The sequence below is a fragment of the Tigheibacillus halophilus genome, from assembly GCF_042683165.1.
Lineage (GTDB): Bacteria > Bacillota > Bacilli > Bacillales > Amphibacillaceae > Tigheibacillus > Tigheibacillus halophilus.
In genome coordinates this window covers 1-12,643 of record NZ_JBHUIZ010000014.1, presented here as the reverse complement: position 1 = coordinate 12,643, position 12,643 = coordinate 1, and the positions used below count along the sequence as shown (strand labels likewise).

15 protein-coding genes are annotated in these 12,643 nt (G+C 38.9%); all 15 read left to right on the top strand.

Annotation, left to right across the window (positions count from 1 at the left end):
* Window positions 1-3: 3 nt before the first annotated feature.
* Window positions 4-1,674, top strand: coding sequence for a terminase large subunit domain-containing protein (locus ACFSMW_RS14595; RefSeq protein ID WP_390356858.1), 1,671 nt, complete (start codon window positions 4-6; stop codon window positions 1,672-1,674).
* Window positions 1,675-1,688: 14 nt separating this feature from the next.
* Complete coding sequence (locus tag ACFSMW_RS14590; protein ID WP_390356856.1) at window positions 1,689-1,991, top strand: hypothetical protein; 303 nt, start codon at window positions 1,689-1,691, stop codon at window positions 1,989-1,991.
* A 38-nt stretch (window positions 1,992-2,029) separates the two neighbouring features.
* Entirely contained in the window at window positions 2,030-3,169 is a 1,140-nt protein-coding gene (locus ACFSMW_RS14585; protein WP_390356854.1) for a phage portal protein, read from the top strand.
* Complete coding sequence (locus ACFSMW_RS14580; protein ID WP_390356852.1) at window positions 3,166-3,900, top strand: head maturation protease, ClpP-related; 735 nt, start codon at window positions 3,166-3,168, stop codon at window positions 3,898-3,900. The genes ACFSMW_RS14585 and ACFSMW_RS14580 overlap by 4 nt, the downstream gene beginning before the upstream one ends.
* A 19-nt stretch (window positions 3,901-3,919) precedes the next feature.
* Window positions 3,920-5,134 carry a phage major capsid protein gene (locus ACFSMW_RS14575; RefSeq protein ID WP_390356850.1) on the top strand — a complete coding sequence of 405 codons (1,215 nt, stop codon included), beginning with the start codon at window positions 3,920-3,922 and terminating at the stop codon, window positions 5,132-5,134.
* A gap of 101 nt (window positions 5,135-5,235) precedes the next feature.
* The gene (locus tag ACFSMW_RS14570) at window positions 5,236-5,670 is read left to right on the top strand and encodes an Ig-like domain-containing protein (RefSeq protein ID WP_390356849.1); all 435 of its coding nucleotides are present in this window, start codon (window positions 5,236-5,238) and stop codon (window positions 5,668-5,670) included.
* Window positions 5,671-5,675: 5 nt separating this feature from the next.
* Window positions 5,676-5,978 (top strand): phage gp6-like head-tail connector protein, encoded by a 303-nt coding sequence (locus tag ACFSMW_RS14565; protein ID WP_390356848.1) that lies wholly within the window; start codon window positions 5,676-5,678, stop codon window positions 5,976-5,978.
* Entirely contained in the window at window positions 5,965-6,333 is a 369-nt protein-coding gene (locus ACFSMW_RS14560) for a phage head-tail adapter protein (protein ID WP_390356846.1), read from the top strand. The genes ACFSMW_RS14565 and ACFSMW_RS14560 overlap by 14 nt, the downstream gene beginning before the upstream one ends.
* On the top strand, window positions 6,330-6,728 hold the full coding sequence (locus tag ACFSMW_RS14555) for an HK97 gp10 family phage protein (protein ID WP_390356844.1): 399 nt from the start codon (window positions 6,330-6,332) through the stop codon (window positions 6,726-6,728). Before ACFSMW_RS14560 ends, ACFSMW_RS14555 begins: the two co-directional genes overlap by 4 nt.
* Window positions 6,728-7,108: a hypothetical protein gene (locus ACFSMW_RS14550; protein WP_390356842.1), complete on the top strand. Its 381-nt coding sequence runs from the start codon at window positions 6,728-6,730 to the stop codon at window positions 7,106-7,108. The genes ACFSMW_RS14555 and ACFSMW_RS14550 overlap by 1 nt, the downstream gene beginning before the upstream one ends.
* 11 nt (window positions 7,109-7,119) lie before the next feature.
* Window positions 7,120-7,752 carry a major tail protein gene (locus ACFSMW_RS14545; protein ID WP_390356840.1) on the top strand — a complete coding sequence of 211 codons (633 nt, stop codon included), beginning with the start codon at window positions 7,120-7,122 and terminating at the stop codon, window positions 7,750-7,752.
* 129 nt (window positions 7,753-7,881) lie between these two features.
* A complete protein-coding gene (gpG, locus tag ACFSMW_RS14540; protein ID WP_390356838.1) occupies window positions 7,882-8,262 on the top strand; it encodes a phage tail assembly chaperone G in 381 nt (126 codons plus the stop codon).
* A gap of 14 nt (window positions 8,263-8,276) precedes the next feature.
* Window positions 8,277-8,429, top strand: coding sequence for a phage tail assembly chaperone GT (gene gpGT, locus ACFSMW_RS14535; RefSeq protein ID WP_390356836.1), 153 nt, complete (start codon window positions 8,277-8,279; stop codon window positions 8,427-8,429).
* A gap of 11 nt (window positions 8,430-8,440) precedes the next feature.
* On the top strand, window positions 8,441-12,148 hold the full coding sequence (locus tag ACFSMW_RS14530; RefSeq protein ID WP_390356834.1) for a tape measure protein: 3,708 nt from the start codon (window positions 8,441-8,443) through the stop codon (window positions 12,146-12,148).
* Window positions 12,141-12,643: distal tail protein Dit (locus tag ACFSMW_RS14525; protein WP_390356832.1), on the top strand; the 503-nt coding region annotated here is incomplete at its 3' end. The genes ACFSMW_RS14530 and ACFSMW_RS14525, both read left to right, overlap by 8 nt.

Genomic DNA, 12,643 nt, shown 5'->3' with positions numbered 1-12,643 from the left:
CCTATGCTGCATAACAAATATGTTGAGAATTATATAAAAAAATGGAAATGTGGCAAGATTTTACTTAACAAAAAGCGAATACAATTGATTTGTTTGATTGAAAAGCATATATTGCCCCGCGAAGATCTTTATTACTTTGATGATGAACAAATTGAAAACTATATAGAATTTAGTGAAAGCTGGTATTTCGAATTAGATGAATGGGAAACGTTTATAGTCCCATTCATTTTTTTATTTCATAAAGAAGATGATGAACTTGTCTTTGATGAGTTTGTAATCAACATGGGGCGTGGCGGCGGTAAGAATGGCTTCATTTCTACTCTTGCCAATTACTTTATCAGTGAGCTGCACGGAATTGATTATTACGATGTATCTATAGTGGCTAACTCAGAGAAACAAGCAAAGAGAAGTTTCCAGGAATGTTTTCGCACCATCAAGAAAAAAGGAAACGAAGTTTTAGAAGAGGAGTTTGAAGCTTATAAAAGCAGTATCACAGGTCTAACTACGCAATCTGTTTTCGAATATAAAACTAGTAATGCCGGATCCCAAGACGGCGGTCAAGAAGGTGCGGTTATTTATGATGAATATCACGAAATGGAAACGACAGAAATTGTTGATGTGTTTTCTGGCGGTCTTGGAAAAGTAGATTGCGGAAGACAGTTTTTTATCGGTACAAAAGGTTTTGTTCGTGAAGGATTCTTTGACATTAAATATCGCGAATGCGAGGACGTTCTTAATGGCATAATCGAATTTGGTGGTGTTTTTCCGTACATCTGTGAATTAGACGAACTAGAAGAAATGGACAATCCTGAATTGTGGGCAAAAGCTAACCCAGCACTTCAGGAGCCCTTAAATAAACGAGGTAAAAGATTATTTAATACGGTTATGAAGCAATATAAGAAATTAGCATACAATCCTTCAGGACGTGCAGCGTTTGTTACTAAGCGTATGAATTTCATTGAAGATAACATGGAGAATTCCGTTGCTTCTCGTGAAGAGATAATGGCCACTAAACGACCATTCTTCAAACTTGATAACAAGCCGATTGGGTCTCTGGACTTTGGTAGTGTACGGGATTTTACGACTTGCGGTCTATTATTTAGAAAAGGTGACGAGTATGCATTCAAATCATTTACTTTTGCAATTAAATATTTTTGCGATGTGCATTATGGATACTCCAACAGCGCAAGTGATTTTGGAACAGAAAAAAGAGCACCAATAAAAAAATGGGAAAAAGATGGCTTGATGAAGGTTGTAGATGAGCCATCACTTAATCCAATGCATGTGGTTAATTGGTTTGTTCGAATGCGTGAAAAATACGGAGTAGAAAAAATCATTGCCGATAATTATAAATTGGATATATTAAGGCCGTTGTTAGAAGCGGAAGGTTTTGAAGTTGAAGGAATCCGGAGGCCATCAAGCATTCATCCTTTACTTGCTCCACGAGTAGAAGATGGATTCGCTAACCATAAATTTATTTTTGAAGACAATCCTCTTATGCGATGGTTTACCAATAATGTTTATGTAAAAGAAACGCAAGCAGGTAAATTGTTTTTGAAAAAAGAAGAAGTCAAGCGTAAAACAGATGGCTTCCAAGCTTTTATCCATGCTTTATATCGTGCAAATGAGTTAGAAGATGAAGAAGAATTCATGTTAGATGATATTGACTTTTAAAGGGGGGTATTAATGTGGAGTCACTTTCTAAACAAGATTTGTTAGAAATATACGCTAATCTTAACAAATACCAATGGGATTATCGTTTAGGAACGAAACCGAATGGATTTGATGAGATGCCTGATTACGATAGAAATTTATACCAAACCAAGTACAATGTATTAAAACCCTACCTGAGATTGCTGGGGAGTATTCTTACGGAAAAAGAAGTCTTGAAGTACCATCATATTAAAAACTTAAATCGGACAGATAGTGAATTTAAATGGTGGTGGTTTAAGCGGAAAATAAGAATACTGTTAACTGGTGACCCGTTTTAAGATGGCTTTGTAGCATATTTTTAAGGAGGTGAGCATATTTGGGATTTTGGGACAAAGTCATCGGCAGAAATAAAGAAATAATCATTGTGGATGACAAGGATCTATATGACAGTGATACCGAACATACATCATCGAAACGAATGGCGATTGAATCTGTTATCGGATTTATTGCCAGGATTATTATTCAATCTGAGTTCCGGATTAAAAAAGGCAATAAATATGTTAAAGATAAGTCGTATTATAAATTTAATTTAAAGCCTAATCTGAATCAGACTTCCGCGACTTTTTGGTATCAAGTTGTATCTAGGCTTGTGTATGACGGTGAATGTTTAATCATTAAAAGTCGGACAGACGATTTGCTGATTGCCGAGGATTTTAATAAACAAGAATACGCAGTGAAAGAGGATGTATTTTCCAATGTTTATGTGAAAGGGCTTGAACTTAACGGATCCTTTAGGAGAAGTGAAGTGTTGTATTTCGAATATGGAAATGAGGAACTATCGAAATTGATCGATAGTCTTTTTTATGATTACGGGGGATTGATTTCCCGCATGTTTGAAACACAAAAAATGAAAAATCAAATCCGTTCTACCGTTGATGTGGACAGTAACTTTTTGAAAACAGAAGACGGGCAGTCAAAACTCCAGAATTTTATTAATCGGGCTTATAAAGCTTTTAAAGAAAAGGCAGTCGCCATTGTTCCCCAACAAAAAGGTTTGACATACCAGGAACATTCGAAACAGGGGACTTCCGGACAAAGTGTTGATGAAATCAACAAGATGACGGATGGATTTTTAGATCAAGTTTGTCATGCTGTAGGCGTACCGCCAAATCTGTTAAAAGGGGATATGGCCGATATCGAAAAGACTACTAGAAATGCAATGAAATTTTGCATTGATCCAATCATCACCATCATTGGGGATGAATTGAATATGCAATTCGTGGATGAGATGGATTACCGAAATGGTGATTGTATAAACATCAAACGTATTTCTTATCGGGATATGTTTGATATCGCGGTTGCAGTAGACAAATTACGGTCCTCCAGCGTGGTTAATGGTCATGAATTGCGCGATGCAATTGGTCTGGAATATTCCGATGACCCAATCCATGATGAATTCATTATGACCAAAAACTACGAGGGAGCCAATGATTATAAAGGAGGTGAGGAAGATTGACATACAAATTAAAAGTAAAAGGAACAATTGTTTCGGATGATATTGCTTGGATTTATGATTTGTTCGATATAGAACATACGAGTCCGAAAAAGATAGAAACAGCACTAGAAAATGCTAACGGGGATGATTTAGAAATTATCGTCAATAGCCCAGGTGGATCGGTCTTTGATGGGTCTGAAATTTATTCCACTTTAAAGGATTATCCAGGCGATTCTACTGTAAAAATAGTTGGTATTGCTGCAAGTGCTGCTAGTGTGATTGCAATGGCTGGTAAAAAAATATCAATGTCACCTACTGCTCAAATGATGATACACAATTCTGCGACTGGCCAATACGGTGATTATCGTGATATGGATAAAGCATCAGAATTTCTTAAAAGCACTAACCAGTCCATTATAAACGCCTACAAAATTAAAAGCGGTAAATCCAATGAAGAATTGCAAGCTATGATGGATGAAGAAACTTGGATGACAGCTCAGAAAGCAAAAGAACATCATCTGATTGATGAAATTATGTTCGAAGAAGGTTATCAAGCCGTTGCTGCTGTGGATTCGCCTGTATTACCAAAACAGGTAATCGACAAGGTGAGAAACCAAGGGATACACAAACCATCCACGGGAATTGATGGGAAAATGTTAGATGAAGCATTAACAAACATGAAGCAAGAAATTGTTAACGAATTAAAAAATAATCAACCAAACAAACCAGCCAAAAATGGTTGGTTATTTTAAATTTTAGGAGGATTTAATTATGCAAAAACTCAAACAAAGTTTATTAAAACTAAATCTACAACACTTCGGAAATAAAATGAAATTTACAGATCTGAAAGAAGCTAAGAATAATTTTGCAACGGTTAGTCAAGACCCTGAAGCTACGGGGGAGGAAAAAACACAGGCACTGGCTGATTATATGGAAGCTGTGCAAAAGGATGCAGAAAATCGTATTTTAGAGGAAGCACAAACTTTTGCTAGTGACAACAATGTGCTGCAATCACGTGGCCAGAATGTACTAACTTCCGATGAGCGTAAATTCTTTAATGCAGTAATTGACGAGGGTGGGTTTACGGATGATGACATTTTACCAAAAACGACGCAGGAAAGAGTGTTTGAGGATGTTGTACAAGATCATCCGTTGTTGCAAGCTATTGGCGTTCAAAATCTAGGCGCTGTTACGGAGTTTATTTTCAGTGATCCAGAATTGGCATATGCTTGGGGCCCATTATTTGGTGAAATTGATGGTAAATTAAATACTGCATTTAGAAAAGAAAAAATCGAACAACTAAAGTTAACAGCTTTTATTCCAATCGCTAAAGATATGCTTAAATTGGGGCCTGCATGGGTAGAACGTTATGTCCGGACGATTATTGTAGAAGCAATGAAAATCGGTTTGGAATATGGTTATGTTGCTGGTCGTGGTCCATCTAAAAATGAGCCTATTGGTTTGTTAAAAGAAGTATCAAGTGAAGGAGCTGTAACTGATAAGGAATCAGTAGGAGAACTTACTTTCAAGCCTGGTCGTACCACTGTCAATGAATTGAAAGGTGTAGTTAAGAAGCTAGCCGAAAAACTCGATAAAGATGGTAATGTTAGTGAGCAACCACGGAAAGTAGAGAATAGAATCGTTATGGTTACCAATCCATTCGATACATTCGACGTTAAGGCAAATGCTACTATCCAAAATGCAAATGGTGCTTATGTAACTAATTTACCATTTAATCCAACGCAAACTGAATCTGTCTTTGTCCCACAAGGTAAGGTGGCTTTCTTTGTCCGCGGTGAGTATATCGCAGCTGTTGGTGGTGCGATGGATGTTAAACGATACAAAGAAACATTGGCTCTGGAAGATGCGGACTTATATATTGCAAAACAGTTTGCCACGGGTAAACCAAAAGACAATAATGCTGCACAAGTATATGATCTAAATGTCGATATTTCCGATGATGAAAAAGAGGACACACCCTCGTAAGCCCGTAAATTTAAAGGCTAGTAATGCAACAGACACTAAAGTTGACCTTGAGTGGAACTAGCCTTTGAACAGGGCTATTTGAAAGAGAAAGGAGTATTTTAATGGCATATAACGTATATCAAGGCGATGAACTGATCGCAGAAGGTATTGAGGATAAAGAGTATGCTGTTGAAGGGTTAACCCCTAATACAGACTACTCTTTTTCTATTTCTGAAGTTATTGGGAAGCAAGAATCGGAAAAGTCAGATCCAGTTACCGTTACCACAAAACACAGTGATGTAGAATCTGTCGTTGTTAGTCCGAAAACAAATAACTTGGAAGTTGGAAGAACAAGAACATTGAGGGCCACTGTCACGCCGGACACGGCTAAACAGGATGTAACGTGGTCCAGTGATAACGACGAAGTTGCTACTGTTGATAATGGAACCGTCACTGCAGTGGGAGAAGGTACTGCCACTATAACAGCAACTGCAGAAGGTAAAACGGACACATCAACTGTGAATGTTACGGAATCTGAATCCGGACCAGAAGAATAAGAGAGGTGATCTACTTGGTCACTGATGAACTATTAAAAGAATTTAAAGGAAGGTATAACTTTTTCCATGATGGTAAAGACGGCGACTTTAAAAAGTTGCTGTCTTATTCTATCGCTTATGTAAAGTCTAAATGCGGCGATTTTGAGCCTGGCGGTAAAAAGGAAACGGATAAATTGGCTACTGAATTAGTATTTGAACGTACTCGTTATGCCTACAACGATGCACTAGAATATTTCGAAGATAATTTTCTAAGTGAAATATTCTCGCTCGGTATTGAAATGGCTGGTGATATAGATGTGGAAGAATGAATACAAATCACCACGTTATCGAAGTAGTGACTTTGATACGCCAGTCATCTTCTATGAATATGAAGAACAAAGCGGACCCTTGCCAGGGCAAAAAGAAAAGAAAGTTTTGTTTAAGTGTCTAGCAAAGATTGAAGGAATTTGGCTAAAAGATTTGGAGCGAGCGAAACAAAACGGAACCCTATCAGAAGCAACGATTATTATTCGTAATCCTATCGGCACATACACACCAACAAATAAGCACTTTTTATCTGTTGAAGTAGGTATTTACCAAAACGATCGATATAACATTAAACACGTTCAGCCAGATGTTAAAGATCCTGATTTTATCAATATTGTTGCAGCGGTGTCGACATGAGTGTAAAAGTTACTGGCTTGGAACAGTTGTTGGGCGAATTAGATCGTCGTTTTGGAAAGGAAGCGATGGAACGAATAAGTGACGCTGCTTTATTAAGAGGCGCGGAAATATTTGTAAAAGAATTAAATGCTTCTATTGGTACATCTGGGAAATATGCAAAGGGATGGTCGGTGGAAGATACGTCTATTGAAGGACCTGAATATATAGGCGGCGTGAAAACTGTTAAAGTGCATTGGAATGGCCCACATGGTCGTTACCGCATTATCCATCTTAATGAGTGGGGCACGGTCAAAATACCTAGCCCGCCAAGAAAGGGCGCAATAGCACGGGCGATGAGAAATGCGGAACATGCATATCGTGAAGCAATTAAACAAGCAGTATTGGAGGGGATATGATGATATGGGAAATTAATGATGCACTAGTTGCTGACAGTGTAATCAATGACCTAGCAGGCAACAGAATCAAATTTTATGAGTATCCGGAATCAAAAAGCATGACCGAGACGCATATCATCATTGACCCGCTTGATCCCCCGAAGCCAGGTGATTATGCAGATGATAAATGGCTTACCGACGATTATTTGTTCCAGATTGATGTGTGGTCAAAAGGTATGGAGGAACGTGATCTAATCGCTAATAAAATCCAGCACATTATGTGGAAAATGAATTTCAGACAAGTTGGCGGAATGGACGAGTACGACAACGATTATGAAATTTTTCGCGATGCTCGTCGCTACAGAGGTAAAGCATATAGAAAAGATTTTAATACATTATAGGAGTGATTAATTTGGCAGATAAAGAAAAGAATTATTTATCCTTTACTGGATTAACACATTTTTATTACGGAACAACAAAAAGTGATGATACCGGAATCACAGAGGAACAGGCAGAGCGTATTAAGTTTTTACAAAATATTAATATTAGTACACCGCAAAATATTGAAAAAGCATATGGAGATAATGGTGTTGCTGAAATGGCAACGTCTACTGAAGCAACTCAATTAACAACCCAGTTTCACAAGTTGCCAATTGAGGACCGTGTAATAATTTACGGTTGGGAAACTGCTAACGGGATGCATGGATTGTCGAACAATCCTAATCCTCCGTATGTTTCATGTATGTTCACAAAAACAATGGAAGATGGAAGTACAGAGCATATTGGATTTACAAAAGGTAAATTTAAAATTGCCGATGTTGAAGGAAATACGAAAGGTGAAAGTGTAGAATTTAGTAGCGACTCTACAGAAGGTGAGTTCATGTCCCGTAAGGTAGAAGGGTTTGACAAAGATATGACTTTTATCATTGTTGCAGATGAACCAGGAGAAACAGAAAACCGAGACAAGCTGTATAAAGCTATCTTTGGCATGGAACATCCTGATGCAACGAAAGGTAATGAGGAAGGCGAAGACACACCCTCGTAAGCCCGTAAATGTTACTGCTGAAAGTACAGACACTACTGCAACATTAAAATGGCAGTAATACAGGGTGAAGTAAATCAGAGAACAGGCCAACGGTCGGTCTGTTCTATTTTTATATCTGGAGGAATGAAAATGTCAAAACTAAAACGTGAAAAAATAGAACTTATTAAGAATCCTGAAGGAGTAAATAAGGGAGATGAACCCGAGATTGAAAAAGTATGGACTATCCCCTTTATTTCTTTTGGCGTTAGCCGAGAAGCGGTGAGCCTAGTCAATGATGTGCTTGGTAATAAAGAGTTGTCGGATGATGATAAGAACGATAGAATTATTGATTTCTTATCAGAAAAAGCGTTTGGAGGTAAGATTACCAAAGACGACATTTACAATCGTTTACCTGGACCAGGACTCAACGGGAATGTAAGTGCGCAAGAAGTCTTGGAAGATGTGCTTTATTTTGTAGCGAGCGGTCAGCAGACAGATGATACAAAAAACTTCCTAGCGGGGAAGAAATAACCCCGCAATCCTTAATGGAAAGTATGGATAAATTTGCACGGGATTTGATGAAAGAAGGCAAAGATATTAACGAAATATTAGACATGCCTGTTCATTATGTCACGGAAATTTTAAGAGAAAAGAACAAACCAAAACAGTCCAGTTCGTTCTTTGACTTGTTAAGTTAGGAGGTGCGGCATTGGAAAAAATAAAAGGTATGGCAATTGAACTGGATCTTGATCATCTTAGTGTCGATAGAGGCCTCAAAGGATTAAAAGATAATTTAAGAACTGTCAACAGCGAAATGAAAAACAATATGAGTGCATTTGACCATAGTGAAAAAAGTGTAGGAAAATACGAAACCCGTTTAATGGGTCTAAATAAAAAGCTAGAGGTTCAAAAGCGGGCAGTTGCAGAGGCGAAAAAAGAATATGAAGACATGGTCGATGAACACGGTCGTGGTTCAAAGGAAGCGGAAAAGGCTGCACGGGAATATAATAACCAAGCCGCATCCCTTAATAACTTAGAAAGATATATTGAAAAAACAAAAAACGAACTAGCAGAATTTGAAAAGCAGCAACGCATTGCAAATTCCAGTTGGACAAAAATCGGAGATAGACTTGAAGCTGCAAGTGGTGGTTTTAGGAAGATCAGTGAAAAGTCAGGTGAAGTTGGTAGATCGCTAACCAACAAAATCACTAAGCCAGCACTTGTAGCTGGTGGTGCGGTAGCAGGTTTAACTTCCGCTTTTGGCTGGAAAAGGCTTGTGGGATTGGATAGTGCACAAGCACAGTTAAAAGGGTTAGGATATACTACCAAAGAGGTTGGTCGAATATCCGATCAAGTCACTCGTGCTATTGATGGTGGAATGACCACTATGGCAGAAGGTACAGCAGTTGCAGCAGGTGCACTTGCCGCTGGGGTAAAAGAAGGGAAAGAGCTTGAGCGATATATTAAATTAGTCGGAGATGCGGCGGTCGGTGCCAATAGATCCGTTGATGAAATGGCAATGATTTTTAACCGTGTGCAAGGATCCGGAAAGTTAATGACCCAAGAGTTAAATTCTATTGAACAGGGCATGCCAGGTTTTTCAAAAGCTATGTCGAAGCATTTAGGTGTTTCTTCCGAAAAACTACGCAAAATGGTTACCGATGGAAAAGTCAGTTCAAAAGACTTTTTAAACGTTATGGAGGATTTTGCTGGCGGGATGGCAAGTGCTTATTCCGAATCCTGGTCAGGCATGGTAGCAAATACGAAAGCCTACATTGGGATTATTGGAGAAAACTTACTACGTGGAGTTTTTCAACGATCTAAAATGGAAATCGCTGATTTTATTGAGCTGTTAAAATCTGATGAAGTAATTGAATGGGCACAGAAATCCGGGGAAGCAATTGGAAAATCGTTTAGTGCGATGTTAGACAAATTTAGGGATTTAAAGCAACGATACGATGAACTCACACCAGCTCAGCAAGAGTTCGTAAAGAAACTTTTATTAATTGCCCCTGCAGTAGCGGTTGGCATTGGTCCAGCATTAACTTTATTTTCAAAACTGACGCTTGGAATTAGTGGTACATTAAGTTTTGCAAGCAAACTAACAAAAGCGATCGGGATTGCACGAGGTGCAGGTTTAGCTGCAGGACTTGCTAGTTTAGGACCGGGGGCAATCGGTGGTATTGCAATGGCGGGGTTAGGTGCAGTCGGTGTAGCTTTATATAAATTGCATAAAGAATCCAAAAAAGCTAAAGAGGTCAATCTTGACCTGACAGAATCTTTATCAGATCAAGCTATTCAATTGGAAAATAGCGCTGATACTTTCGATAAGTTATCGAAGAAAGCCAAAATCAGTAATAAGCAATTGGCCGAACTCAACGACTTGAACAAGCGTATAAGTGAATCGAGCAACCCTGGTGAAATCAATGAGTTGCAAAAAAGATATGATGATCTCGCCAAAAAGTCTGGGCTTTCTAAAGATGAAATTAAACGATTATTTAAAGCTAATGATGATATTATCAAACAATCTCCAGGCGTTAAAAAATCAATATCAGAACAAGGAAATGAATTTGCAAAGAACACGGATGCTGTACGGGAGTATATAGATTCTTTAAGAGAAGCTACATTGGAAGAATTGAAAGGGCAAAGGTCTAAAGCGCTCTCTCAAGAAAAGGAATTACGTAGTAAGATTAATTCCGAGCAGAAAGAATTAAATGGTTTACTTGATGAAATGCAAGTCAAAACCGATGCATCTAAACTGTCAACTGAAGAAAATAAAGCTAGGCAGGAAGAAATAAACAAACTGCTACAGGACCGTACTATTAGTGCTGAAAAAGGGAAGTCGTTGCAAGAAGAACTCACTGCATTAATGGATGTTGAAAACGGAGACCATGCTAATGCTGTTGACCGTCTGCAGGAAAAAATCAATAAGAAGAAAGAATCAATTGAAGGCACGCAAGAAGAAATTGAGAAAAATAAAGTACTTGAACAGCAGATGGGTGATCTGGTGCTTAAGCAGTCCGGTATTACTGCGGAAGGCGAGAAAGGACTTGTCGCACTTGATAAATCCATTGCAAAAAACGAACAGGAAATGGCAAAACTGGATGCCAAACTTGAGAAGAATGGCAAGCTGACTGTAAAAGAGCAAGAGAGATATGACGCCCTTGCTAAAACGAACCAGAAACAGAAGGAAGCCAAACAATATCTTAACGAGGAATTAGGATTATATTCAAGTATTAATTCACTGGCAGAAGCTAAGCTGGGCAAACTGTCGAAGGAAAAGCAAACAAAGGTTGAAAACCTCGCCAAAACTCGCGACATTAAAGTCGAAGAAGGAAATATCGTCAAGCAATTGGAGAATAAAAATAAGAAATTACTTGAAGAGCGCCAAAAACATGGCGCCAACAAAAAAGAAATTGACAAGCAGATTGCTGCAAATGATACAGTGCTTGTGAAGATATTAGATGAACTGGGGTTATGGGGAAAAGTCAGTAAGAACATCGACCTTGCATCCGACAAGATAGGCAAGAAGAACAAAGTTATTGAAGCTGGTACTGGAAAACTGAAGAACCAAGGAAGCCAGCAGGATGCAAACAACAGCAAAACATCTAAAGGTATCGGCTTGGAAGAAAAACGAACCAAAGAAGCAGGGAGAAGTGTCAATAAGAAAGTTACTGCCCAGGACCATGGTACGGTCGCTGCTATTGATAAAAGAGCAACTACACCAAAAACGAAGAAAATAACAGCCAAGGACTACGGTTCTATCGCATCCTTAGACAGGCTTGCTACGTTAACCAAGTCGAAAAAAGTTAATGTAACTGATGCTGGGAGTGTAGCAAGATTGGACAGAAGCGCATCTAGTCCAGTTACTAAGACGATTAATTTTGTTGCCCGGGGATTAGACTTACTCAAGTCTAAATTTTGGGCGAAAGGTACGCCTCCTTCTGGTCACCCAGGTGGAAATGCTGTAATGGGTGATGGCGGCGGAAGAGAGTTGGCACAGCTTCCAGATGGTCGGATGTTTTTGAGCCCGGACAAGCCGACATTTTATCCCGGCTTGCCAAAAGGCACCCACGTTATCCCGCACAGAGAAACTGCCAAAATGTTAAGTTCAGTAAAGCACTATGCGAGAGGTACCAAAGATTATAAGAATACTGAGTTTATGAAGCTTTTGGATTTGAATAGAAAGCGGTCGGAAACCACTGTGTATATGCCACGGAGCCAATCGAGTAGTAACAAAAAAGATTACACGAAAGAATTACTAGATGCCACACTGCAGCAAAATGAGATATTGATGAAGCTGCTTGCCAAAGATCCTAATACGTATTTAGATAGTAGATCGTTGGGGAGAGGCTTAGAACCAGTTATTACAGAATTACAGGGGAGAAACAAGAAAGTGAGGGATGGTTTTGCCTAAGAAAACATTCACCTTTAACGGTATACGAAAAGATTGGCTGATTATGACGCGGGGCAGGACCAAACCTCTTTTTGCCCCTGTGGACCGAAACCTATTGGCTGTTCCCGGAATGAATGGGGCACATCTACAAGGTACTGAAATAAAACCAGTGGAATTTGAACAACCTATTGCCTACGTATCTGAAGACGATAAGACAGACTTGCAATTGAAGGACGAGCTGGCGGAATGGTTGATTACAGACGAGCCTGCATCTTTGGAATTTGATGACGAACCAGGACGCACCTATTATGCGCTTGTGCAGAATACTATATCAGATTTTGAGAAGATAAGCGTATTAAGACAAGGGAAGATAAATTTCCTACTTTTGGATCCATATGGCTACGGTCCAGAGATACCCAAAGAATTTACATCTGATGTCCTGCAGTTTACCTATGACGGAACCGCTGAAGCAGACCCAGTGTTTAATCTACAAGTCACCAAACCGATTACATTTGC